The organism is Streptomyces sp. NPDC051211, from assembly GCF_040689505.1.
In the GTDB taxonomy this organism is placed as follows: domain Bacteria; phylum Actinomycetota; class Actinomycetes; order Streptomycetales; family Streptomycetaceae; genus Streptomyces.
Genome location: NZ_JBFBAV010000030.1, coordinates 65752 through 88838, shown reverse-complemented (window position 1 = coordinate 88838; position 23087 = coordinate 65752). Strand labels below are relative to the sequence as shown.

Below are 23087 nucleotides of genomic sequence, written 5' to 3'. Positions count from 1 at the left end.
CCGGGACCAGCACGGCCGCGGAGAAGTAGGCGGTGACCAGGTACGAGATGATCGCCTGCTCGCTGATGCCCATGAAGCGGACCGACAGGCTCGGCCCAGGACGACGTCCTGGTCCTCGGGCCCGGCGAGGGCGACGGCATGCTGTTCGGTGGCGGCGTTGCCGTGCGCCATGAGCCGGCCGCCGAGACGGCCGAGCAGCCCGCTGGGCCGGCCGAACCCCTTGGTCAGGAGGCGCTGAGTGATGCTCTCCACGTCGCCATGGAAGCACGCGCGGAGCGTTCCGCTGCGTCGAGGCACGCACGGCGGCCCCGACGGACGACGTGAAAGCAATCTCGCCGGGCAAGCACCCCCACGCCCGGACAGCGGCGCGCGACGTTGCAGCGGCTGCGCCGCGCCGGTATCGACCGGGCGAGGCGCGCCCTTCAGGGCGGCCCTCAGCCGCCCAGCTCCGGCCTGACACGCCGCGCGTACGTGCCCTGCGAGCCGTGGAGCAGCACCGAGGGTGAGCCTGCCTCCCCTGGCCGCGGCCACGGCGGCGGCCCCGCCCGCCGGCAGTCGCGTACCGGCCGATAGCCTCCCGTCCGGGCCCGAGCGGCCCGTGCAACAGGCTGAAACGACGGGGGAGAACAAGTGCATCGACGTGGCGTGATACTGGCGGCGGGCGGATTCATGGGCGCTCTGGGCGCCGGCCAGGTACTGGCCGCCGGCCCGGCCGCCGCGGCAGCCGGCGACCGCCGCAGCGTCTACGACGTGCTGACCTATGGAGCGAAGGGCGACGGCACCACCGACGACACCGCCGCGTTCCAGGCCGCCCTCGCCGCCGCACGCGCCGTGCCCGAGGGCGCGACCCTGCTGATCCCGCCCGGCAAGTACCCCCTCACCAAGGGGCTCGTCCTCGGCCCCCGGATGACCGTGTCCGCGTACGGCGCCCACATCTTCCGCACCAAGGACTGCGGGGCCCTGGTCAAGAACTTCGACTCGGTCACCCCGGTCTCCGGCTACGAGGGCGCCGGGGACATCGCCCTGCTCGGCGGCACCTGGGACATGCGCGGCAGCCAGTACAAGCAGCAGAGCGACGCCATCGGTTTCGCCCACGCCGACGGCATCCTCGTCCAGGACTGCACGGTCCTGGACACGCCCTCCGCCCACGCCGTCGAAATCAACGCCGTACGCCGCGCCCGCATCGTCAACTGCCTCTTCGACGGGCTGCACGTCACCGGCGAAGGCACGGACACCCCCACCAACCGGGAGGCCGTGCAGATCACCGGCGCCATTTCGGCAGCCAGCCTCCCGGCCCCCGCGTACGACAACACGCCCTGCCAGGACATCCTGATCACCGGCTGCACCCTGCGGGCGGCCGCCGACGGCAGCCGCCCGTTCGGCGCGCTCGTCGGCGACCACGGCGGCGTCAAGAACGTGGTCCACCGCGACATCCGGATCATCGGCAACCACATCGAGCGCAGCGCCGCCTACGGCATCCGCACCACCGACTGGCAGCAGGCCGTCATCGCCGGCAACACGATCGAATCCGTCGGCGTCACCGCCGTCCAGGTCAGCTCCCCGGCCGGCAACGCGCTCAACGACATCACCATCACCGGCAACATCATCCGCAACACCGGTACCGACACCTCCGCCGGCGGCGCCATCGTCGTCTCCAGCGCCGGTGATCGGCACAACGGCATCACCATCACCGACAACACGATCCGTACGGTCAAGGGCGAGGCCGGCATCTACGTCGCCCAGAGCGACGGCGTCACGATCTCCGGCAACACCGTCACCGGGACCGCACGCCCGGGCGGCAGCAACTCCCAGGGCATCCACGTCCGGTACGCCCCCCACGCCGTCATCAGCGGAAACACCGTCACCGACGCCCAGGGCGACGGCATCGGCGTCGACACCGACGCGGCGGGCGTCCTGATCGCCCACAACACCGTCCTGAACCCCGCCGGGCACGGCATCGCGGCCGGTACCAACGACATCTCCCTGCGCGACAACCAGATCACCGGCGCCAACCGGGCCGGGGCGGCGGCCACGTACGGCATCCGCTTCGGCGGCAACGCGGCGAACGCCTCCTGCCAGGGCAACGTCGTCCGCAAGGGGGACGGACCGGTTCCCGCCGAGGCCGCCGTCGTCGCGCTCCCGGGCTGCGTCGGCACCTGGATCACCGGCAACGACCTGCGCGGCTGGGGCGGCGGCACCGCCGCGGTCCTCGACAGGGCCACCGGCACGCTGGCTTCCGCCAACGCCATGTGACCGCGCGACCCGCCCCGGCGGGCGGCTCACACCATGGGCACCCGGGACCGGACCGCGATCGGAGGCGATCCGATCCGGTCCTGTCCGAGCAGGGTCCGAGCCGAGCCGATCGGAGCCGCTCGGAGGCCCAGATCCCGGTCAGTCCCGGTCAGTCGTGGTCGCGGATGCCCCAGGGCGAGCCGTAGGCGGTTAGCAGGTCCAGGAACGGGCGCGGCGGTAGGGCCTCCGGGCCCAGGACGCCGGGCCCCGACCAGACGCCGCGCGCCATGAGTTCCAGCGCCACGACCGGGTTGACGGCGGTCTGCCAGACCACGGCCTGGGAGCCGTACTCCCGCATGGACCACTGGTTGTCCACCACGTGGTACAGGTACACCTCGCGCGGCCGGCCGTCCTTGGTGCCCTTCACCCAAGTCCCCGCGCAGGTCTTGCCGGTCATCCGCTCGCCCAGGGTGGCCGGGTCCGGCAGGCAGGCGGCGACCACGTCACGCGGGGAGACCCGTGCCGGGGTACCGTCCGCGCCGCGAACCGTGACCGGCTCGGTCGAGTCCAGGCCCAGCGCGTGCAGGGTCTTCAGCTTGCCGATGAAGTCGTCGCCCAGCCCGTACTTGAAGGTGACCCGCCGGGCGTCCACCCACCGCGGGACCAGCAGCACCTCCTCGTGTTCGACGTTGACGCACTCGACCGGGCCGATGCCCTCCGGGAAGTCGAACACCTCCGGCTCGCTGAACGGCTCAGTGGTGAACCAGCCGCGCTCCCGCTCGTAGACCACCGGCGGGTTCAGGCACTCCTCGATGGTCGTCCAGATGTTGAACGAAGGGGCGAAGTCGTACCCCTCGACGGTCAGGTTGGCCCCGTCGCGGATGCCGATCTCCTCGATCTCGTCGAACAGTTCGTCGGCCGCGTACCGGGCGAAGACGTCCGACAGCCCGGGTTCCACGCCCATGCCGACCAGCGCCAGCCGGCCCGACTTCTCCCACGCCCCGGCCCGCGCGAACTGCTCGTCGCCGAGCTTGACCCCGCACTCCCGGTACGGCGCTCCGGGGTGCGGCCGGGACAGCGACATCGCCATGTCCATGTAGTGGCTGCCCGCCGCGAGGGCGGCCTCGAACAGCGGCATCACGAACCGCGGATCAGTGGCGTTCAGCAGTACGTCGCACCGCTCCTCGGTGAGGAGCGCGGCGACCGCCGCCTCGTCGGAGGCGTCGATCCGGCGCGCGCTGAACCGGCCGGCAGCGTCGCCCACCGCGGCCACGGCCGCCTCGGCGCGGGCGAGGTCGTAGTCGGCCACCACGAAGTGGTCGAAGAAGTCCCGGCGGGCCGCGATCCGGGTGATCGCGGTACCGACGCCACCGGCGCCCACAAGCAGAACACGCATGACGAACCCTCTCTCGGTGAGGTCCACGGACGTCCGTGCCCCATGGGAAGGGATGAAAGCCGGGCGGGCGAGATAAGGTCAATGGTGTTGGCATAAGGGCTGCGGACGGCAGCCGCCGGTGCGGCGAAACCCGCCCGCCCCCGGTCGAGGAAGGCACCCGATGGCGAAGCAGGTGGTCCCCGAGGAGGCCCGCAGGCGGCGGCGCCCCACCCGGCAGGGCACCGTCCTGTCCGAACGGCTGATCGTCGAGACCGCCCTGCGCATGCTCCGCGAACACGGCAGCGCCGGGCTGTCCGCCCGCCGGCTGGGCGCCGCCCTCGGCGCGGATCCGAGCACCCTCTACCGGTACTTCGACGGCATGGACGGCCTCACCCTCGCCATCGGCGAGGAGCTCATCGGCCGGGCCCTCGACGGCTGGGCCGCCACCGGGGACTGGCGCCGTGACCTGCGGGAACTCGGCCTGCACATCCACGGCGCGTACCTCGCCCACCCGCAGGCCGCCCTCCTGACCGCGAGCCGTGTGACCGGCCGGCCCCGCGAGATCGCCGCCGACGAGGCCGTACTCGGCATCCTGCGCACCGCCGGCTTCCCCGACCCGGAGGCGGTCCTGATCTACCATGCCTTCATCGACCAGAGCCTGGCCTTCGCGGCCCTCGACGCCGGCTCCCTCGCCCTGGCGGAGACCTCCCGGACCTCCGACGAGCAGCAGTGGGAGTCCACCTACGCCCGGCTGCCGGCCGAGGAGTACCCGCACATCGCGGCCACTGCACGGCTGCTCGCCGCCCGGATGACCCACAGCGCCTACCCGGTCGCCCTGGACATGCTGCTGGCGAGCGCGGAGACCCGGCTCCAGGCCCTGCGGGACCGCTGACCCGCCCCACGTCGCCCCACCAGGTACCAGTACCTGGTGGGCTCCCGCTCGGTGCGGTCCGCTGCTCGGCTCGGCCCTGCTGATCCGTCCGTTGGCCGAGTCCGTCGCCCCGTCTTCCTCGACTGGAATCGACAACACCCCCGCGGGCCCCTCCCGTTGACCGAACCGGGAGACACAGCGCCCGGCCGCTACTCGGCCGGGTCCGTGGACCGCTGCGTCCGCTGTGCTGCATAGGGCCGGCGCCTGTGCTCGGCCGCTTCGATCAGGTCCTGGCCGACGGCGCCGAGGAACCGGCCCATGTCCTCCAGCCGGGTTCCGGCCGGCGTGTCTGCGCCGAGCAGGCCGGCCCCCTCGCGGGCGGCGTCGGCGAGCACCGTGTTGATCCGCGCGCTGGCGATCACCGCTCGGAACCAGACGTCCTCGTCGATGACGTACCGGTCGCGGCGGCGCCGGGCGTCGCGCTCGCGCCGAATCAGCTCCTGGGCTTCGAGGTAGCCGACGGCCTTGGAGACCGAGGCCGGGCTGACGCGCAGCCGCTCGGCCAGCTCGGCGGCCGTGAGGCTGCCGCTGTCGGTGGCGTAGAGGCAGCCGAGCACCCCGGCCGTCATCCGCTGGAGACCGGTGGCGACCAGCAGTTCGGTGAACCGGTCCGTGAACGCGTGCACCGTCTCCGGATCCCTCGCGGAGGCGGAGGCGGTGGCCTCCGGCGATTCCGGGGCCCGCACTTTCGTGTCCCGGCGCGCCCGCCGTACGGCCGCCTGCTGGGCACGGTCGGCGTGGTAGCCGGTGGGGCCGCCGTTGCGCATCACCTCCCGGGTAACGGTCGACGTCGGCCGGTCCAACCGCTTGGCGATTTCCGTGTACGAGAGGTCTTCGGCCAGTCCCGCGGCGATCTGCCGGCGGTCCTGCGGGGTGAGCCTGCCTCCAGGCATGGGGGCCTCCTGATGCTGTGTCGTCCGGCAGCCAGCATGCGTTCACCCTCAGGTCATTGCAACGCTCGAGGTTACGCTGTTGCGTTTATCTGCATGTCTGTTGCAACGATCTGCGCCATCTGACCAGCGAATACGGCAAGTTCAGCAATCCAGTGATTGCCGTTGAAGTGAATGCAACATAGCTTTTCTCCTGTCGTGAACGACCGCGATCCGACGAGAGGGGGCCCGGCATGGACCTCCAGCCCATCGGCACCACCGCCGTCCGGACCCTCCTGGACATGGCCGCGGCCGAATGCCCCGGCATGGTCGCCGGGATTCCACACGCGCGTCGACGCGCCCTCCCCCCCCCAGCAACCTGACGAATCAGGAAGCGAGACATCCCCATGCGCACGGTGATTGGTGAATTCATCAGCCTCGACGGCGTGGTCCAGGCCCCGGGCCACCCCGACGAGGACACCGACGGCGGTTTCACCCACGGAGGCTGGTCCCACCCCTTCTTCGACCCGGAGGTGATGGGCGGCACCCTGGCCGAATGGATGACCGGAACCGAGGCCCTCCTGTTCGGACGCCGCACCTGGCAGTCCATGGCCGAGGCGTGGCCGCCCAGGGCCGGCGACCCGTTCGCCGACCACATGAACAGCATCACCAAGTACGTCGTGTCCAGCACGCTCGACGAGGACGAACTGACGTGGAACAACACGACACTCATCCCCGGCGACCAGGCGCTGGAACAGATCAAGAAGCTGCGAGACACCGAAGGCGGCGACCTCGTCGTCATGGGCAGCGCGTCCCTCACCCAAACCTTGCTGACCGAGGACCTGGTCGACGAACTGCGACTCATGATCCTGCCGGTGCTCCTCGGCGGCGGCAAGACGATCTACCCGGCCGACCGCCGACTGCGCAGGCTCGAGCTCACCTCCACAGTCGTCAGCGGCACCGGGGTGCACGTGTGCACCTACCGGCCGGCGGCGGGGGCATAGCGCGAGGCCCTTTCCAACCAGTTTTCCGCTACAGCATCGCCGCCGTCATATCCGGCCTCGACGTGCTGATCAGCGGATTTCAGCCAGGAACGCAACGAAGGATCTCGCCGACGCGGTGACCCGCTCCATCGCAGATCCCACGGTCTACGCCCGCGCGGCACGATCACTGCTCCATGCGCTGGAGAGCCACCCCCGGACCCGGCTCATCGTCATCGGCGGTGCCGGCAGCCTGGAGATCGAACCCGGAGTCGTACGGGCGGACTCGGACGAGCTCCTGCACGAGAGCCTCGATGCGCTCGGCCTGCCGAGGGAATACGCGGCTGCCGTACGCGGCCACCGGGACGCCCTGAACGTCTTGCGTACCTCCAACCGGTTGTGGACCTACTTCAGCCCCGCGGAGGACATCGGCCCCGGCGAACGCACGGGCCGCTTCCGGACCGGCGGCGATCAGCCGGTCCTCGACGCAGACGGGCGCAGCCGCATCTCCATGGAGGACGCCGCAGTCGCACTCGTCAACGAGGCGGAACTGCCCTGCTACGTCCAACGCCGCTTCACCGTCGGCTACTGAACCGACCGGGCGAGTTGCGTTTTTGGAGCTAGAGGCGGGCGGTGCGGGCGTCGGGCAGGCAGCCTGACCGCGCACCGGCCCGGTCCCGGGACGGGGCCGGCCGGTGCTTTCGATGGGAGCTGCGGGTTTCAGCGCAGGGTGAAGCCTCCCGTGAGGCCTCCCGTTACGCGGTCGTGTGCTTCTTCTCAGCCCCCGACCGGTTCAGCGGCGGGTCGGTGAGTACCGGGTCCGGGGTCCGGTGGACCCAGGGACCTGCACCGTTGTCCTGGTTGTTGGTCGGATCGTCCACGCAGTCGAGCTCGAAGGTGCGCGGGGTCTGCGGATTCCCCTCGTTGACGACGAAGCAGATCGTCTCCCACACCTGGCCGCTGTCCGTGAGCACCTCGATGGAGACGACTCCCGCCTGTGCGGCGATGGAGACGGAGCACGCGTCCCGCGGGTAGTCCGGGTGCTGCGGCAGACGGGTGAGGTTGTGCCAGCTCCAAGGGGTGAGGTTGTTGTTGTTGACCAAGCCGCCCTGGATGTCGCGGATGCCGACGTACGTCACACGGTTGACGAGCACGGCCTTGACCTCTTGGTTATTGCTCGGGAGGTAGGCGTCCACGTCGTTGCACGGGCCGGCCGGCCCCTGCGCCCCTGCCGGTCCCTGGGCACCCGCCGCCCCTTGCGGCCCTTGAGCGCCGGTCTCGCCTTGGGGGCCGGCCGGGCCCTGAGCGCCGGTCTCACCTTGGGAACCGGCCGGGCCTCGGGCACCCGTCCCCCCGCGCGGACCCGGCGGGCCGGCCGGGCCCCGAGGCCCGGGCGGACCGGCCGGGCCCCTGCACTCGTCGTGTCCGTCACCACCACCGCGTCGCTGCTGCTTGTCCAGCGCCGACCCCACCGGCGGCCGCTTGCGCGGCGGCTTGCACTCGTCCCCTCCGCCACCGGACGGGGCGGCGGACCCAAGGGCCCCGGCGACCGGCTGAGCCACCGCAATACCGGGGCCGGCCACTCCGGCCAGCACGAGGGAAAGCGCTGCCAGAACGCCTCCCGTCACCCGGGTTCGGCTTCGGGAGACGGGACCGAGCGGCGAGCCGGTCCTGTGCCCACGACTCATACAACGCTCCTCTGCGACAGGATTTGCCACCGGAACGAGGTGCTCCGGCTGTGAGTTCGAGCCTCTTCGGTCATATCGGATGACATTCGCAATTTCTTGAGCGCCTCGGCCCCGCCATCAACAGTTCGGCCTAAGGAGCCGGTCGGGGATCGGCCAAACCTGCCACCAGCCGCGCACGCCGTCACCGTGCCGCACAAATGGGCGTGACGCCCGCCTCCCGCAGTCGTTGAAACTGTAGGTCAGCGAAGTACACGAAGGCCCCGAGTCAGTCTCGGGGCCTTCGTGCTGTCGGCTGATGGCGGCGGCTGCGGCCATGTCGTGGACGGCGGAGGACCGGCCCGAGCAACCTCGGCGGCGCGTGGGACGGCTGACGGCCACGGGGGCGGGGACGGGGCGCCGAAGTCGGCCATTCTCGGCTCGGCTACTCTCGGCGCCACTGACGCTCACTCCGCGATCCGGGCCACTGCAACCGATCGTCACTCGGGAGACGCCAACGCATGAATACGACACCAACGTCACTCGCAGCGGAACGAACTGACGGATCATCCGTCCGGATCGGCGCTCTCGTTCCGCTGACTCGGCCTGGCTGGGTCGAGGCAGGCCAACACTTGCTCGCTGGACTCGAGCTGGCCGTTCGCGAAGTCAATGACGCCGGCGGGATCGTCGGGAGACCACTCGAGCTGGTGGTCCGAGACACCGCGGCTGATCCACAGAGGGCCGTGGCGGCCGTGGACGAATTGGCTCGCCTGGGCGTGGCCGCAGTGGCGGGGGAGTACCACAGCGTCGTCGCTCGCGCCGCTGCTGCCAGGGCCGACGCCCTCGGCCTGCCGTTCCTCTGCTCGTCGGCGGTTCTCGACGCGCTCACCGAACAGCCGACGGAATGGGTAGCCCGCCTCTCTCCGCCGCAGTCCCGCGGCTGGCAGGCCTACGCGGACTTCCTCCTCAACGCGGGCCACAGCCGAATCGCCGTAGCAGTCCAGCCGAGTGTCTACTGGGCATCCGGGACCCGCATTCTGCGGGACTACCTCGCTCCACGCGGCGGCACCGTCATCGAACTCGACATGAGCGCGCTCACCCCCACGGCCGTGTGCGACGTACTCGTCGACAATCGCGCGACGGCCCTGCTCCTTCTGGTCGGCCACCCGGAGCCGGCCGTGCCGATCGTCAAGTCCGTCCGCCGCGACCGGCGCCTCGCCGAGACCGTGATCGGTGCTCCGGCCGGGCAACCGGAGTTCGCCGAATGGGCGATGTTGCTGGGCGACGACGGCGCCGCGATCCCGTTCTTGCGCTACCTGCCGCAGCGCCTCACCCCACTCGGTGCACGAGTCGAGACGGCCCTCCGCGAGCGGCTGGGCGAAGCGCCCTCCTTCGTCGCCTTCGAGGGCTACGACACGGTCGCCGTCCTCGCCGATCTGCTGCGCTCTCACGGCGCGGACCGGGCGCGCACTGCCGAATCCTGGCCGCGCGTCGCAGTCGAAGGCACCCGCGGGCAGATCCGGTTCTCCCGCACGCCAGGCATCAGCGTGTGGCAATGGGCCGGGACGCCGATCCAAGTCGTCGATCGAGATCCGGCGGACCCCGATCGCTTCCGGATCCTCCATGCCGGCTGAGAGAGGACGGAGCTCCGGCTGCCCGGTTCCGTCCGAACTTGAACCCTGACCTGCACGAGGTCCTGGACGCTGCCGACGCGCCGACCTGCCCCAGGTGTTCCTCGACGGAACACTGGTGGAGTCGGACCGCGTCGCCGGTGCTGAGGAACGTCACTGCTTCCGCACGCTCGGTGCGAACGGCCCGGTCTCGGGGGCCACGCATGTCTCGACGATGGTCCCCTCACCGGCCGCCGAGCCCTCCAGGCACAGCCGGCCGCCGTTGACTCGCAGGTCGAGGAAGAACCGCGTGGTCGCGCCGGACTGCTTGAGGTCGTGGATGCGTTCGTCGATGTAGCCGAGGTCGTTCAGGATCTTCCCGACCTTGGCGGGGGTGGGGTCTGTCAGATTCCAGAGCGCCTGGGCGATGCGCTCTTCATGGAGGGCACTGGCGCACCAGTCGCGAGCGCCCAACTCCACCTCGGGCCCCGCGGTGGGGACGCGGGGTCCTTCGAGGGCCTCGGTCGCGGGATCGTCGTTCGGCAGCGCCGTCGGCAGCGTCGCCCCCGGCGGGGCGTCCGAGGTGCACGACTGCGCAACCTTGTTCCACATCGCGGTGAAGGCAGCCTGCTGACCGGAAACGGCCGGCGCGTCGGTGCGCTGGGCAGCGCTCACGGCATCGGCGGGCTTGCTGTGCGATCCGGGCGCATCTGTCTTCTCGGTGCCGCAGCCGGCGAGCGCCAGAGCGGCGAGGGCCGTTACCGCGAGGGCGAGCCGCGGGCGGCGCGGGGAGCGGGCAACTATGCTGCTCAGGGCAGGAATTCGCGTCATGCGCACACCCTCGCGCCAAGCCTCCCGCTGCACATGAGTACGCGTACTCAGGACCGGACCGGCACGCCGCTCCGCGCCGGACGCGCGGTCCGGCTCAGCGCCCCACACGGCCGTCTCTAGGTGTAACGGGCCGGCCAGTAGGGGTCATCCCAGCGGGCCGGGCCTGTGAGTCCGAGGAGCCGTACGCAGTGCAGTGCATCCGGGGTGGCGTTGCGGGAGTGCAGCCGAGTGGGAGCGTGGCGTGCGAGCCAGGTCTGGAGCTCGGCGCACAGGGCCTCTTCGTCGTCGTCCCACGGGTTCCAGGGGAGCTGGTCCATCAGGAGATCCGCCTCCCAGTGGTACGCCAGTTCGGCCAGGTGTCGGTCGGCGGCCGTGTGGTCGAGTTCCTCCCATACGGCGAGCCAGGGGCCGAGTTCGGCTGAGGCCTCCGCGCAGAACGCGAGCACGTCATGGGCGGGGTAGGCGGGTTCCGAGCTGGTGAGGATGTGGGCCCACCAGGCCTGCAGGAACTCCCGTACGGCTGCGCTCTGGTGCGCGGGCCACTGCTGCCAGCCGGCCCTGATGAAGACGCGCCCCACATCGTGGAGTTCGTAGCACCGGAGCTCCACGAGGCCGTCGGCCAGCGAGGCGGCAAGCTGCGGGAGGATGCGGCGCAGCATTGCGCCGTGGTCCGTCCAGTCGCCGGCGCTCCAGGTCCGGTACAGAAGGTCTGCGTCGAGTTCGGTGTCCGGGACCTTGAGCTGCGCGAGCTCCTCCTCGCTGCCCCAGTGGCACTTGCACTGGGCCTCGTCGGCGCGGGCGGTCATCCCGCGGAAGGCGGCGGACAGCTGCTCCAGCGCGCGATCGAGCCGCACCTGTACGCGGGTGTCGTCGAGGTTCGTCATGTTCGGTGCTGCCTCTGGGGACTCCGGGCGGCTCCCGCCGTCCGAAGATTGCGACCCTACCCGATCCGGGCCCGGGGTCATGCGGGTGGGGCCTGCTCGGGCCTCGGGTATCGAATGCGCCGCTCGGGCCTCCGGCTGGACGGCCGAGATTCCCGGCTCGCCCTTCCACCTCGACCACTCAGCGGGGTTCGTCTCGTCCTACTGAGGGGTTGGGTTGGGTGAATGCCAGCCAGGCGGTGAGCGCGGCGTTCAGTTGGGTGGCTGCGTCTCGGTCGAGGGTTTCGCTGGTGTGGCCGACGTGGAGGCGGAGGCCTTCGCCGTTGACCGTCCATCCGATTGCCCGTGAGGGAGCGGAGGAGATGGTACGCCCGTGGGCCAGCGCACGGGCCAGGGACCGGGCGCGGGGTGGCAGCGGGCCGCGTGCCTGCCGACCCGGCAGGGGTAGCGGTCGGTTGGGGAGGCCGAGGGCTGCCCGGAAGGCACGGATGGCCTCTTCCAGGGACTGCCCCGCGGCCGGGGCCGCCCCGACGAACGCCTCGGTCAGCTCCCGGGGCCGATTCGGCGGTACGACCGGGACCTGCAGCCGCTCGTCGACGTCGAGGACGGCGACACCGGGCGGAATCAGGATCCGGGTGTAGCCCTGGGCCAGACACTGGGCGTGGTAGTTCCGCAGCGACACGACCGGCCTGGCCAGGGGGTGTTCGCCCCGGGACGTGGGCAGGGGGCTGTACAGCGGGGGTGAGAGTTCCGGTCTCGCCAGGGTGGGGGGTTTCCCGTACGGGCCGTGGGACCGGTAGAGCACTCCCGAGTGCGAGACCAGCACGGTGATCTGGCGGGCGCGTTCGTCGCAGCCCATCCGGAAACCTACGACTGTCGTCGCCACGGCCCCTCCCCCTACCCGGGTGCTCGTCGTGTCCACGCTAGCGCCGCCCGCAGCTCCACGGAGGCAAACCGCCGAGAGACCTGCGCGGCACCGCGTCCGGGCGCCGGCCACCGTGCAGTCGTCGGGCAGCCTCGCCGCCTCCGCGATGGCCGGCGTACCAAGCCACCGGCCTGCCGCCGCCCGGAGCACCGGCCTGCCCCCGAATCGCCGGCCTGGCCGCCGAGCCCTCGCGCCACTCCGCTTCCGGGCGTTGCCGGGGTGGCGCTCCGTTCTTGCTGTTCGGCGGGTTGTTGTGGGTGACTTGGCCACTGGCAGGGGTACCGATGTGGTGCTGACGCTTACCTCGGGGGTCGGTGATGGGGGTCGGTGTGCGGGTGGCGCTGGATGCGGTGGAGACACGCGCGACGATGGCGCGCTTCCGCAGGCGGACCCGGCTCCTGACCAGGGCAGGCTGCCTGTTTCTCCTCGTTGCCTGTGCCGGTCCGCTCACCGGGGCCTACTCGCTGCGGAACTGGATGCCGCTGTCCGTGGTGGTGTTCTTCCTGGCTGCGGGTGCCTCCAGAAGGAGCCGCCTGGGGATGGAAAGGGCGTTGGGCCGGAGCCCCTGGGTCGCGTGTGCGGCGGTTAGGTTGCCGAGTCAGGCCGGCCTGGCGGAGGGGATGTGGCTGGCGGGGCGATGTCCGCGGACTGGGGAGGTGCATGTGTGGGCGGTATCGGGAGCCCGGTGGCGGCACGGACTGGCTGATCCGCTCGGGGGTGGAGTCCTGTGGTGGTGCCGACGAGAGCGTGGGGGACTGGTCGCCCGCCCCGGCGGTGGCGACCCGGTACGAGTGAGAAACATAGACCGGGGCTTGGTGGCCCAGCTGGGGAAACGATTGGCCGAGGAGCAGGGACTACTGGGTCTGCCGGAACCGGAGCCGACGGTCACGGCCCCGAACCGCCTCGGGTTGGACTGATTCCTCCGGGCGGTCAGCCCCTGCGAGAGGCCCTTGGCTCGAGGCTGACGCGTTCTGCCTGATCGGCCCTCAGGCGCCGAGCCGGATGTCCCAGATCGGTTCGGCTACGTCGGCTACGTCGGCTGCCGCTCGGTCCGAGCCCACCCGCCAAACTCGTGGAATCCCCGCGCCTGCGAGCGTGTGAGCCGGGGCCACCGCCCGTGGCGGTGTTTGCTGGGAGCAGCGAGGACCCCACCCGCGGGGCCGCCATGCGCCAGGAGGAACCCGGAATCATGAAGTTCGCCCAGATCATCGATTTCGAGACTGAGCGCATCGACGAGGTGCGCGAACTTCTGCGCGCCTACGAGGAACGGGCCCGCTCGGAGGGCCGAACCGGTACCCCCGAGGCCCGCACGCTGCTCAAGGACCGGGCCAACCCCAACCGCTATCTCGCCGTGGTCGAGTTCGAGTCCTACGAGGTGGCCATGGCCAACAGCAAAGCGGCCGAGACCAACGAGCTGGCTCAGGAGCTCTCGGCGCTGATGACCAGGCCGACGGTCTACACCGACTGCGACATCCAGGACCGGTAGAGCACGGGCTGACCCGAAGTGTGATCCTGACACCCCCTGACAGCACGGCCCTGGATGGCGAGCGTGCCGTCAGTGCCGCTTCCGGCTTCGGCGAGGGACGCATCGTGCGGACCGTGGTCACGTCCTGCCGGCCAGGTCGGACGGAGGCGGGGCGGTGAGGGGGTCCTCGGCGAGGTGGAGGACACGAGTGAGCGCGTTCTCGTAGACGGGTCGGTAAGACCGACTGAGGGTCTCAGGCCGGGGCGGGCGCTGAGGCCTTGGGGGACTCCGGTGACTCCTGGGACTCAGGGGTCTCGGCGGGGACCGCGGCCCCGGTTTCCGCGTCAGGGCGGGGGATGCGGTGCAGTCCCCGGTGGTCGTAGAGGCGGGTGACGGCGAAGCCGAAGACCAGCGCGGCGGCAAGGGCGACACCCATCGCCGCCCACGCCCGGGTCAGGCCCGCGTCGGCCTGGGCTCCGTAGTAGAGCAGGGAACGCAGCCCCTCGGTGATCTGGCGCAGCGGCTCGAACTCGGCGAGGGCGCGGAAGAACCCGGGCAGCGCCTGGACGGGCACGGTGGCGCCGGAGGAGGGGACGGCCATCGCGATGAAGATGATCGTGGCCAGCAGCATGCCGGGGGTGCCGAAGGCGGCGAACAGAGCCAGGCTGCCGATGCCGACGACCGCGATGGTGGCGACCGAGTAGAGCCACAGCAGGCCGAGGTGGGAGGCGTCCATGTCGAGGATGCCGACCGTGGCGACCTCGACCAGGGTGCCCATGACCAGTGACAGGCCGAGCATGAGCGCCATGCCGATGGCCAGGGTTCGGACGCGGCTGGTGTGCTGCACGGGTTCGCGCTTGCGGAAGGGGCCGAAATCGGTGTGCAGGTAGCCGAGCGCGGTGTCGACCTGGGAGTTGACCACGTTGGCGCCGAGCATGCCGCAGACGACCAGGACCAGGGCGTAGTAGAACGCGCTCAGGCCCATGGCGCTGCGGGAACCGACGGGGTGGCCGTCGGCGACGTTCACGGTCACCGGGTCGGCCAGCTTGAGCTGGGCAGCCGTCGGGAGCCGGGTCTTCTGGGAGCCGGCCTGCTTGAGGAGCTCCTGTCCGAGCTGGGCGGAGGCGGCGTGGGCGGCCTTCTGGGCCGCCTGGGAGGACATGGAGGAGCCGATGCTGCCGGCGGCCTGGTTGGTCAGCACGGTCAGGGTCGGCGGGGCGGCCTGGCCCTGGGGCGCGGGCTGCGGGGCCGTGAGCCCGGTCACCGTGGCGGAGAAGTCCTCGGGTATGACGAGGGCGCCGAAGACCTTGCCCCGGCCCAGCCGCTTGTCGGCCTCCTCGCGGCTGACGACCTGCCAGTCGATGCTCTTGTCGCCCTTGGCGGCCTTCTGGATCCCCGAGACGACCTGCTCACCCAGGTTGACGCGGCGGCCGCCCGCGTCGGCGCCGCTGTCGCTGTTGACCAGGGCCACGGGCAGGTCGCGCAGGTTGCCCTTGGGGTTGACGTTGCCACCGACGTAGAGCAGGGCGAACAACATCGAGACGACTGCGGCGATGAGTCCCGTTCCGATCCACAGCTGGGGTCGGCGGAGCACGGAGCGGGGCGTGGGGTGAGGCATCGATTCTCCGGTGCGGCGGCGTTTCCAGTGGCTGGATACTTGAGGTATCCAGCCACTGGATAGTGGCAGTATCTTGTTGTGGTGTCCAATCGCCGATGACGGATACGCACCGTGTGACCAGCAGGGAAGCCGTATGAAGATCTCGGAGCTCAGCCGGCGGACCGGCGTCCCGGTCGCCAGCATCAAGTACTTCCTGCGGCAGGGGCTGCTGCCCGCAGGGCGGGCGACCGCCGCGACCCTGGCCGAGTACGGGGAGGAGCACGCGCAGCGGCTGCGGCTGATCAAGGCACTGACCACGCTCGGCGGCCTGTCCATCGCCGCCACCCGTGACGTACTCGGGGCCATCGACCAGGCGCGAACGTCCGAGGGCGCCCTCGGAGCGGTCAGCTACGCCCTTCCGGTGCCGGTGACGGCCCAGCGCGCCGCAGGCCACGAGGAGGAAGCCGAGGCCGACGCGACCGCCGCGGCCGAGGTGGCGGAGCTGCTCGCCTCCTTGGACTGGCAGGCGCCCGGCACGTCACCGCACGTGAAAGGGCTGACGGCGGCGTTGAAGGAGTTGCGGGGGCTGGACGCGCAGTACGCCCCGGGCGAGCTCGCCGCCTATGCGAGGCTGGCCGAGTCGGTGGCCCGGCTGGACCTGGAGCGCGCGGCCGGCCTCGACGACCCGGTGGCTCTGGCCGAGCGCGCGGTGATCGTCTTCGCGATCTGCGCCCCCGTGTTCGAGCTGCTGCGGCGTCTCGCCCAGGAGGACCAGGTCCGGCGCCGAGTCGCCGGCGGCGACCAGTCCGCAGCGGCCGGGTAGCGCTCGTACGCCCGGTAGCGCTCGTACGACGGACCGCGGCGGCCGCTGCCCCATTCTTCGAGCCGATTTCACACACGTCACTCCCGTCCGGTCAATTTCCACCCAGCCCGGATGGCCTGGAATTCGAGGCCGGCCATAAACCGTGTTCTGTTCTGCGGGTCGCCGCCCGCGCGGCAGCGCCCTCCCAGCGCCCTGCGCGAGGCCTGCAGAGACGGCTCGGCGCGTGCGGCCTGCGTGCGCCTGCCTGCGCCCTGCCTGCGGTCTGCGTGCGCCGGGTGCCCAGAAGGGGCGGGCGGAGATCCGGCAGCAGAGGGTGATCAGGGGGCGCCACCGGGGGGCGGTGACTTGTTGCAGTCTCGTCATTGAACGGCCGTCAAATCCCGGGTGATACTGCGGGCTCCGCGGTGCCACATCCGTCCCGCGGGCAATCGCTTGTCTTTCAGGGGGAATTGACGTGCGCACATTTCGCAATCGGCGGACGGGGGCGGCCGCCTTGGCGGCCGTTGCCGCCATCGCGCTCGCGGCGGGCCTGACCACACCCGTCGCGGCCGCGCCCCCACCCGGCCCCTCCGACGACCGACAGCGCCACCAGCCCGCCCGACAAGGGTTCACCCACCTCACCCTGATCACCGGTGACCGGGTCACCGTGGACGCCCAGAGCCGCCCGGTCGCCTTCGTCCCGGCCAAGGGCCGCGAGAAGATACCCGTCTCGGTGCGCCGCGACAACGGCCGCACCAGCCTCGTCCCGCTCGACGCCCAGCACCTGATCGGTTCCGGGCGGCTCGACCCCCGGCTCTTCGACCTCACCGAGCTCGCCCGGCCCGAGTACCGCAAGGCCCGCGGCGACCGGCTCCAGCTGATCGTCCGCTACGAGGGCGGCGCGGCCCCGGCCGCCAAGTCCGCCCTGCGCTCCGCCGGCGGCCTCGGCGTCGACCGTACGTACGCCCTGCTCAACGCGGAGGCCGTCACCGCGACCCCGGCGAAGGCCGCCACGCTCTGGGATGCCCTCACCGACCGGCAGGCCGGCACCACCCGCCGCGCCACCGCCTCCGGCATCGCCGGCGTCTGGCTCGACGGCATCCGTACCGCGCGCCTCGACAAGAGCACCCGGCAGATCGGCGCCGACAAGGCCTGGGCCGCCGGCTACGACGGCACCGGCGTGAAGATCGCCGTACTCGACACCGGCATCGACACCGGCCACCCCGACCTCGCCGGACAGGTCGTCGCCGCACAGGACTTCTCCGGTTCCGGCAGCACCAAGGACCGTTACGGCCACGGCACCCACGTCGCCTCCATCGCCGCCGGTACGGGCGCCAAGTCGGGCGGCACCTTCAAGGGCGTCGCACCGGGCGCCAAGCTGCTCAACGGCAAGGTCCTCGACGACTCCGGGTTCGGCGACGACTCCGGCATCCTCGCCGGCATCGAGTGGGCCGTCGCCCAGGGCGCCCAGGTCGTCAACCTCAGCTTCGGCGGCCCGGACTGGCCGGAGACCGACCCGCTCGAAGCGGCTGTCAACAAGCTCTCCGCCGACAAGGGCGTGCTCTTCGCCGTCGCCGCGGGCAACGACGGGCGCGCCGGACCCGGCACCATCGACTCCCCGGCCAGCGCCGACGCCGCCCTCACGGTGGGAGCCGTGAACGACGCGGACGCCGTCGCCGACTTCTCCGGCACCGGCCCCCGCCTCGGCGACGGCGCCATCAAGCCCGACGTCACCGCCCCGGGCGTGGACACCACCGCGGCCGCCGCCGTCGGCAGCGTCCTGGTGGGCCGGTACGGCCAGAACCCGGCCGGCTACCTGACCATCTCAGGCACCTCCATGGCCACCCCGCACGCCGCCGGCGCCGCCGCCCTGCTCAAGCAGAAGCACCCCAAGTGGACCGGCGCCCAGCTCAAGGGGGCCCTCATCGGCTCCGCCGAGCCCGGCCGGTACAGCCCCTTCCAGCAGGGCAGCGGCCGGATCGCGGTCGACAACGCGCTCGGCCATTCGGTGGTCGCCGAACCCCTCTCGCTGACCTTCGCCGGTCAGCAGTGGCCGCACGAGGACGACACCCCCGAGACCCGCAAGGTGACCTACCGCAACCTGGGCACCACCCCGGTCACCCTGAACCTGTCCGTCACCGCCACCGGCCCCGACGGCAAGCCCGCCCCGGCCGGATTCCTCGCCTTCGCCAAGCCCCGTCTCACCGTCCCCGCCGGCCGCACCGCCACGGTCGACCTCACGCTGGACACCCGACTCGGCGGCTCCGTGAACGGCCGGTACACCGGACACGCGCTGGCGACCGCGGCCGGACAGACCGTCCGTACGGCCATCGTCGCCGAGCGCGAGGTCGAGTCGTACACGCTGACCCTCCGCCACATCGGCCGGGACGGCAAGAAGGCCGCCACCTACTACACCAGCATGTACGGCCTGACCGGACCGGCCACCGGCAAGCAGTTCGAGAACCACGAGAACTCCCGGACCGAGACCGTCCGCCTTCCCAAGGGCCGCTACCTGCTCGACTCCCGCGTCGTCGTCAACCCCCAGGACTTCGAGTCGGGACTCGACTGGATCTCCCAGCCCCGCCTCGACGTCACCCGGAACACCACGGTCACCATCGACGCGCGCACCGCCAAGCCGGTGTCCGTCACGGTGCCCTCGCCCACCGCCGTCCAGGAGTCCGTCGCCCCCGGCTATGAAGTGCGGACCGGTGACACCACCTACGGCTTCGGCTGGTGGCTGAGCTCCTACGCCAACCTGCGCACCCGCAGCCAGGGGCCCGCGCCGGCCGCCGGCACCGGCCTGTTCCAGCAGTGGCACACGAACTGGCTGGACGACGACGGCGGGTACCACGCCGCGCTCGGCGGCCCGGTCGCCCACCTGACCACCGGCTACACCCGGCACCTGAAGGACGCCGACCTGGCCACCGTGCTGGTGAGCCACGGCGGCTCGGCCGGCGGCAAGGAAGGCGCCGTACGGGCCGTCGGCCGCCTCCCGGGGGGCGGCACCGAGAACGCCACGTTCTCCTGGGGGACCGTGCCGAACGGCGTGAAGTGGCGCCTGTCCGCGGTCGACGGCGCCAAGTGGGACCTGTCCGCGACCCAGTACGCCGTGAACGAGGACGGCACCCAGAACGAGGAGATCACCTACGTCGGTGACGGCCCGCGCGCCTACCGGGGCGGCCGCACCCACCAGGAGCGCTTCGGCACCGCCGTCGTCGGCCCGCGCACGGACGCCGCGGCCGGACTCGGCCTCTACCGGGAGGGCGACCGGGTCTGGGGCACGCTGCCGCTGCTCGCGGACGGCGCCGGACACAACGGCGCGAACCTCCTCGCCAAGGGCAAGACCGTGCTCTACCGCAACGGGGTCGTCGTCGGCACCCAGAACGCCGAACTCCGCGATGCCGAGCGCTTCGCCGTCCCGTCCGGCGAGGCCTCCTACAAGATGGTGGCCTCGTCCACCCAGCCCCAGTCCGTCACCCGCACCTCGTCCAAGGTGACCGCGACCTGGTGGTTCCGCTCCGGCACCACCCAAGCCGGGGCCCCGACCCTGCTCCCGGCCTCGGTCGTCCGGTTCAACCCGGACATCCGCCCGGAAGGCACCGTCAACGGAGGCCACCCGCTCCGCGTCCCGGTCACCGTCCAGGGCCCGGCGGCCGGCAAGGGCCTGAAGTCCCTGACGGTGTCCGTCTCCTACGACGACGGCTACACCTGGAAGACCCTGCCGGTCCGGGACGGCTCGGTCACCGTGCAGAACCCGCCCGCCGGCGGCCACGTCTCGCTGCGCGGCACGGTGGTCGACACCGCGGGCAACAAGTCCGAGGTCACCGTCCTCCGTGCGTACCTCACCGACTGACCGGTCCCCGCCCGGCACGGCCCCGGAGGCAATCGCCTCCGGGGCCGTGCCGCTTCACCATCGAAGGGGACGACCGCATAGGCGCGCTCCGCGACGTAGTAGGGATGCAAAGAAGAACTTCGGCCGGAGGTGAATCCTTTCGGCACCTCCCCGCCTCTTATCCGTGTACCGGCCGAGCGTGCCGGCAGAACCGGGAGGAAACACCAATGATGGTCATCAGCCTCGTAGCGATCGGAGCCCTGCTCGTGGGCGCGTGCAGCTGGCACCTGATGCGGCGCTACAAGGGCCGAAGCTGACAGCGGCCGCGTGAGGCCTCTTCCGGATATGAGCAGCACATGAACCAACGCTTCCCCTGGCCGGACGAGCGGCTGATCAAGGCCGCTCAGGACGGCGACGTCACTTCGCTCACCACCGTCGTCATGGAATCCCAGCCCCATGTACGCAAGTTCGCCATATCGCTGTGCGCCTCGCCGCAGGACGCGGAGGACGCGGCGCAGGAGGCGCTGATCATCCTCTACAGGAAGATCGGCACCTTGCGGGCCACCGGCGCGCTGGCCTCTTGGATGTTCCGGATCGTGCGCAACGAATGCCTCCGGCAGGTACGGCTCCTCGTCTCGCGGAGCGAGGAGACGCCGGCCGAACCGGAGGCGTCCGCGGAACCGTCCGCCGAGGACGCGGTGCTGCACAGGCTGGAGGCGGAGCGGATCGCGGCTGCGGTCAGTGCCCTGCCTCGTGACCAGCGGCAGGTGCTGATCATGCGGGACGTACAGGGCCTGCCCGGCACGACCGTCGCCCGTTCCCTCGGCCTGAGCAGTGCCGCGATGAAATCGCGGCTGCACAGAGCACGCGCAGCACTGCGTCACTCGCTGACAGTGACCGACCAGGCACCCGATCGAACCATCGACCAACCACCAGTCGGAGGAGGCGCACAACCGTGACCACTGTGACCACTGTGACCACTGTGACCACCGTGAAGCCCGCAGACGGCGCGAAGGCACGGGCCACCCCGCCGTCCGCGGCGCCCGAAAAGAAGAACTTCGCCAGCAAGTCCGTCCCGCGCCACCTGGCGCGCGGCGCCATCGGCTTCGGGCTGATCATCGGCTCGATCGCCTTGGTGCCCCTCGCCGGTCCGGCCACGCTGCTGGCCGCCCCGTTGGCCCTGATCGCCTTCCGTGGCTGCCCGACCTGCTGGATGGTCGGCCTGGCGCAGACCATCTCCCGGGGCCGCCTGGAGCGCCAGTGCGCGGACGGTGTCTGCACCGTCACGCGGGCGAGGTCTGGCCCCGCGCCCCGGTAGGCCCCTGATTGCGGGGCCGAACATGAGACGACCTACGAAACGGGCTCCCTGCGCCGGCATTGTCCGGTTCAGGTGGTGGAGGTCGCCTTCGGGTCTTCCGACCTTCCGGCCTCTCAGCCCTACCGTTGACGTCGGCCACGGCGGACTACCTGCTTCCGCCCCAGTCGGCTACTTCGGTCGAGCTCCCTCGCTCGCTTCGTAGGTCTACCTTGAGCATTGCCGGGCCAGGGAGGATAAAACCTGTTCTGTCTATATTTCTCTAGATTTCTCTAGAATTTTTCGCTCGTGATCGCCTTGCCCCCTGCTGGTCCCCGACCAGCAGGGATCGCCATGCCCGACCTGCAGCCCTTCGGCGGAGCCGGCGGGTCTCCCGATACCCCGCGGTGCCGAAGGCCGCCGGGATCGTCGAGACCAGGGGAGGGCCGCTAAAGTTCCGATGGCTCGAGGCCGACGCATCCGGACCGGAGAATGGCGCCCCATGAAGATCCATCTGACCAGTGTCTTCGTCGACGACCAGGCCAAGGCCCTGCGCTTCTACACCGAGATCCTCGGCTTCGTGAAGAAGCACGACGTCCCGCTGGGCGAGAAGGACCGGTGGCTGACCGTCGTCTCGCCCGACGAGCCCGGCGGCACCGAACTCCTCCTGGAGCCGGCCGGCCACCCGGTCGCCAAGACCTACCGCGACACGCTCGTCGAGGACGGGATCCCGCTCGCGCAGTTCGCCGTCGAGGACGTGCAGGCGGAGTACGAGCGCCTGCGCGGCCTCGGCGTCCGCTTCACCCAGGAGCCCCGGGAGATGGGCCCCGTCACCACCGCTGTCTTCGACGACACCTGCGGCAACCTGATCCAGATCGCGACACAGCCGCAGTAGGCGGCGCTGGGCCGGGTGCAAGGCCCGGCCGCAGCGGCGACCGAACCCTCGCCCTGGAACTCGCCTCCGGCGTAGGCATGACGCCGGAGGCTCTGGGCGCTGGTCCGGTAGCGTGGCCGGATGATCTCCGGTGACGCCCTCGTGAAGCGATTGCGGGCGTTGGCTGCCCGAGTTCCGTTCGACGTCGCGGTACAACCCGGTGCGACGACCGCCGACTTCGACCGTTGGCCCGTTCCGGTCCCGCCCCCGGCTCGCGAACTGCTGGGCCGACTGGGCGGGTTCGCGGTGCCGCCGGTGGAGTTCGTGTTGACCGGCCACCCCCGCCAGGCTCTGGACCACGGTATTCCCCACCCCCGCTGGCTGGTCACCGACGATGGCGGCGGCGGTGTGACCTGGGTCGACATCGAGGCCGACGGCCGGTGGGGCCAGGTGCTGATGCAGTACCGCGAGGGTGGACTCTTCGTGGAGGCCGATTCGCTGCCGCACTGGCTCGACCGGCTGATCGGGACGGCGGAGGACCTGGTCGACGAGACGGGCTTTGAGGATGGCGTCCAACCGTACGCCGATGATTTCTGGGACCTCCTGCAGTCGGACGGCCCCGAGCTGCCGTTGTATTCCGCGGCCGAGCTCCGGGGCTGCCCCGGCACGGACCCGGTGGTCGCCGGGCTCGCCGCGCGGGTGCCGGACGGTGCGCTGATCGCCGACCTCCGCGGAGTCCTGCCGGGGAGCAGGGCACGCTTCGACCGGGCGCTCAGGCGGTACCGCCTGGAGCGGGCCGTCGGCGGCCCGGTGTTCGCCGCCGTTCCCCGGGATTCGGAATAGTGCGTCCGAGGTGAGCACCCGAATCGGGTCCTCAACACTTGACAACCCCTCATGTACCTGACAGCAGTGGGGCACTGCACCA

Annotated in this window: 21 protein-coding genes, 1 pseudogene and 1 riboswitch; of the genes and pseudogenes, 14 read left to right on the top strand and 8 right to left on the bottom strand. The window is 71.1% G+C overall.

What is annotated here, in order from left to right; genetic code table 11:
* A pseudogene (locus AB0447_RS25700) lies at window positions 1–94 on the bottom strand (hypothetical protein); the annotation flags it as partial.
* Between the two features lie 551 nt (window positions 95–645).
* Here AB0447_RS25700 and AB0447_RS25695 point away from each other — a divergent pair.
* A complete protein-coding gene (locus tag AB0447_RS25695) occupies window positions 646–2253 on the top strand; it encodes a right-handed parallel beta-helix repeat-containing protein (RefSeq protein WP_366479115.1) in 1608 nt (535 codons plus the stop codon).
* A gap of 148 nt (window positions 2254–2401) precedes the next feature.
* Here the strand turns inward: AB0447_RS25695 and AB0447_RS25690 are convergent, their stop codons facing one another.
* Window positions 2402–3628, bottom strand: a complete 1227-nt coding sequence (locus tag AB0447_RS25690) for a saccharopine dehydrogenase C-terminal domain-containing protein (RefSeq protein WP_366479114.1) — start codon at window positions 3626–3628, stop codon at window positions 2402–2404.
* Window positions 3629–3788: 160 nt separating this feature from the next.
* On the opposite strand from AB0447_RS25690, the gene AB0447_RS25685 reads away from it, so the two are divergent.
* Window positions 3789–4499, top strand: a complete 711-nt coding sequence (locus AB0447_RS25685) for a TetR/AcrR family transcriptional regulator (RefSeq protein ID WP_366479113.1) — start codon at window positions 3789–3791, stop codon at window positions 4497–4499.
* Between the two features lie 188 nt (window positions 4500–4687).
* On the opposite strand, the gene AB0447_RS25680 is transcribed toward AB0447_RS25685, so the two are convergent.
* The gene (locus AB0447_RS25680; protein WP_366479112.1) at window positions 4688–5431 is read right to left on the bottom strand and encodes a helix-turn-helix domain-containing protein; all 744 of its coding nucleotides are present in this window, start codon (window positions 5429–5431) and stop codon (window positions 4688–4690) included.
* Window positions 5432–5661: 230 nt separating this feature from the next.
* Here AB0447_RS25680 and AB0447_RS25675 point away from each other — a divergent pair, with 230 nt between their 5' ends.
* The 3 genes from AB0447_RS25675 to AB0447_RS25665 all read left to right on the top strand — a co-directional run bounded on the left by AB0447_RS25675 (window position 5662) and on the right by AB0447_RS25665 (window position 6979).
* The gene (locus tag AB0447_RS25675) at window positions 5662–5790 is read left to right on the top strand and encodes a hypothetical protein (RefSeq protein ID WP_366479111.1); all 129 of its coding nucleotides are present in this window, start codon (window positions 5662–5664) and stop codon (window positions 5788–5790) included.
* Between the two features lie 24 nt (window positions 5791–5814).
* A complete protein-coding gene (locus tag AB0447_RS25670) occupies window positions 5815–6411 on the top strand; it encodes a dihydrofolate reductase family protein (RefSeq protein ID WP_366479110.1) in 597 nt (198 codons plus the stop codon).
* Window positions 6412–6526: 115 nt separating this feature from the next.
* Window positions 6527–6979: a hypothetical protein gene (locus AB0447_RS25665; RefSeq protein WP_366479109.1), complete on the top strand. Its 453-nt coding sequence runs from the start codon at window positions 6527–6529 to the stop codon at window positions 6977–6979.
* Between the two features lie 163 nt (window positions 6980–7142).
* On the opposite strand, the gene AB0447_RS25660 is transcribed toward AB0447_RS25665, so the two are convergent.
* The gene (locus AB0447_RS25660) at window positions 7143–7541 is read right to left on the bottom strand and encodes a hypothetical protein (RefSeq protein WP_366479108.1); all 399 of its coding nucleotides are present in this window, start codon (window positions 7539–7541) and stop codon (window positions 7143–7145) included.
* Between the two features lie 1031 nt (window positions 7542–8572).
* Here AB0447_RS25660 and AB0447_RS25655 point away from each other — a divergent pair.
* Window positions 8573–9685 carry an ABC transporter substrate-binding protein gene (locus AB0447_RS25655; protein ID WP_366479107.1) on the top strand — a complete coding sequence of 371 codons (1113 nt, stop codon included), beginning with the start codon at window positions 8573–8575 and terminating at the stop codon, window positions 9683–9685.
* Between the two features lie 150 nt (window positions 9686–9835).
* Here the strand turns inward: AB0447_RS25655 and AB0447_RS25650 are convergent, their stop codons facing one another.
* From AB0447_RS25650 to AB0447_RS25640, 3 genes are all read right to left on the bottom strand, one after another.
* The gene (locus AB0447_RS25650) at window positions 9836–10492 is read right to left on the bottom strand and encodes a hypothetical protein (protein ID WP_366479106.1); all 657 of its coding nucleotides are present in this window, start codon (window positions 10490–10492) and stop codon (window positions 9836–9838) included.
* Between the two features lie 116 nt (window positions 10493–10608).
* Entirely contained in the window at window positions 10609–11376 is a 768-nt protein-coding gene (locus AB0447_RS25645) for a hypothetical protein (RefSeq protein ID WP_366479105.1), read from the bottom strand.
* A gap of 178 nt (window positions 11377–11554) precedes the next feature.
* The gene (locus AB0447_RS25640; protein WP_366479104.1) at window positions 11555–12259 is read right to left on the bottom strand and encodes a hypothetical protein; all 705 of its coding nucleotides are present in this window, start codon (window positions 12257–12259) and stop codon (window positions 11555–11557) included.
* A 699-nt stretch (window positions 12260–12958) separates the two neighbouring features.
* Between AB0447_RS25640 and AB0447_RS25635 the strand changes: the two genes are divergently transcribed.
* Together AB0447_RS25635 and AB0447_RS25630 are read left to right on the top strand one after the other, a co-directional pair.
* Window positions 12959–13093, top strand: coding sequence for a hypothetical protein (locus AB0447_RS25635; RefSeq protein ID WP_366479103.1), 135 nt, complete (start codon window positions 12959–12961; stop codon window positions 13091–13093).
* Window positions 13094–13487: 394 nt separating this feature from the next.
* Complete coding sequence (locus AB0447_RS25630; protein WP_366479102.1) at window positions 13488–13784, top strand: hypothetical protein; 297 nt, start codon at window positions 13488–13490, stop codon at window positions 13782–13784.
* A 232-nt stretch (window positions 13785–14016) separates the two neighbouring features.
* Here the strand turns inward: AB0447_RS25630 and AB0447_RS25625 are convergent, their stop codons facing one another.
* Window positions 14017–15381, bottom strand: a complete 1365-nt coding sequence (locus AB0447_RS25625; protein WP_366479101.1) for a YhgE/Pip family protein — start codon at window positions 15379–15381, stop codon at window positions 14017–14019.
* Window positions 15382–15514: 133 nt separating this feature from the next.
* On the opposite strand from AB0447_RS25625, the gene AB0447_RS25620 reads away from it, so the two are divergent.
* The 6 genes from AB0447_RS25620 (at window position 15515) to AB0447_RS25595 (ending at window position 23005) form a co-directional block, all read left to right on the top strand.
* Complete coding sequence (locus AB0447_RS25620; RefSeq protein ID WP_366479100.1) at window positions 15515–16183, top strand: MerR family transcriptional regulator; 669 nt, start codon at window positions 15515–15517, stop codon at window positions 16181–16183.
* A gap of 454 nt (window positions 16184–16637) precedes the next feature.
* Complete coding sequence (locus tag AB0447_RS25615; RefSeq protein ID WP_366479099.1) at window positions 16638–20015, top strand: S8 family serine peptidase; 3378 nt, start codon at window positions 16638–16640, stop codon at window positions 20013–20015.
* Window positions 20016–20350: 335 nt separating this feature from the next.
* Window positions 20351–20953: an RNA polymerase sigma factor gene (locus AB0447_RS25610; protein ID WP_366479098.1), complete on the top strand. Its 603-nt coding sequence runs from the start codon at window positions 20351–20353 to the stop codon at window positions 20951–20953.
* Window positions 20954–20958: 5 nt separating this feature from the next.
* The gene (locus tag AB0447_RS25605) at window positions 20959–21312 is read left to right on the top strand and encodes a hypothetical protein (protein ID WP_366479120.1); all 354 of its coding nucleotides are present in this window, start codon (window positions 20959–20961) and stop codon (window positions 21310–21312) included.
* Between the two features lie 28 nt (window positions 21313–21340).
* Window positions 21341–21511, bottom strand: a riboswitch (TPP riboswitch).
* A 279-nt stretch (window positions 21512–21790) separates the two neighbouring features.
* The gene (locus tag AB0447_RS25600) at window positions 21791–22183 is read left to right on the top strand and encodes a VOC family protein (protein ID WP_366479097.1); all 393 of its coding nucleotides are present in this window, start codon (window positions 21791–21793) and stop codon (window positions 22181–22183) included.
* Window positions 22184–22303: 120 nt separating this feature from the next.
* Window positions 22304–23005, top strand: coding sequence for a hypothetical protein (locus tag AB0447_RS25595; protein ID WP_366479095.1), 702 nt, complete (start codon window positions 22304–22306; stop codon window positions 23003–23005).
* Window positions 23006–23087 lie beyond the last annotated feature (82 nt).

What these genes read in the sequence shown, in the direction of transcription:
- AB0447_RS25680 (WP_366479112.1), bottom strand. Translation starts at nt 5,431, where the DNA reads ATGCCTGGAGGCAGGCTCACCCCGCAGGACCGCCGGCAGATCGCCGCG.
- AB0447_RS25685 (WP_366479113.1), top strand. Translation starts at nt 3,789, where the DNA reads ATGGCGAAGCAGGTGGTCCCCGAGGAGGCCCGCAGGCGGCGGCGCCCC.
- AB0447_RS25675 (WP_366479111.1), top strand. Translation starts at nt 5,662, where the DNA reads ATGGACCTCCAGCCCATCGGCACCACCGCCGTCCGGACCCTCCTGGAC.
- AB0447_RS25630 (WP_366479102.1), top strand. Translation starts at nt 13,488, where the DNA reads ATGAAGTTCGCCCAGATCATCGATTTCGAGACTGAGCGCATCGACGAG.
- AB0447_RS25650 (WP_366479106.1), bottom strand. Translation starts at nt 10,492, where the DNA reads ATGACGCGAATTCCTGCCCTGAGCAGCATAGTTGCCCGCTCCCCGCGC.
- AB0447_RS25610 (WP_366479098.1), top strand. Translation starts at nt 20,351, where the DNA reads ATGAACCAACGCTTCCCCTGGCCGGACGAGCGGCTGATCAAGGCCGCT.
- AB0447_RS25635 (WP_366479103.1), top strand. Translation starts at nt 12,959, where the DNA reads ATGTGTGGGCGGTATCGGGAGCCCGGTGGCGGCACGGACTGGCTGATC.
- AB0447_RS25655 (WP_366479107.1), top strand. Translation starts at nt 8,573, where the DNA reads ATGAATACGACACCAACGTCACTCGCAGCGGAACGAACTGACGGATCA.
- AB0447_RS25600 (WP_366479097.1), top strand. Translation starts at nt 21,791, where the DNA reads ATGAAGATCCATCTGACCAGTGTCTTCGTCGACGACCAGGCCAAGGCC.
- AB0447_RS25690 (WP_366479114.1), bottom strand. Translation starts at nt 3,628, where the DNA reads ATGCGTGTTCTGCTTGTGGGCGCCGGTGGCGTCGGTACCGCGATCACC.
- AB0447_RS25620 (WP_366479100.1), top strand. Translation starts at nt 15,515, where the DNA reads ATGAAGATCTCGGAGCTCAGCCGGCGGACCGGCGTCCCGGTCGCCAGC.
- AB0447_RS25645 (WP_366479105.1), bottom strand. Translation starts at nt 11,376, where the DNA reads ATGACGAACCTCGACGACACCCGCGTACAGGTGCGGCTCGATCGCGCG.
- AB0447_RS25595 (WP_366479095.1), top strand. Translation starts at nt 22,304, where the DNA reads ATGATCTCCGGTGACGCCCTCGTGAAGCGATTGCGGGCGTTGGCTGCC.
- AB0447_RS25625 (WP_366479101.1), bottom strand. Translation starts at nt 15,381, where the DNA reads ATGCCTCACCCCACGCCCCGCTCCGTGCTCCGCCGACCCCAGCTGTGG.
- AB0447_RS25670 (WP_366479110.1), top strand. Translation starts at nt 5,815, where the DNA reads ATGCGCACGGTGATTGGTGAATTCATCAGCCTCGACGGCGTGGTCCAG.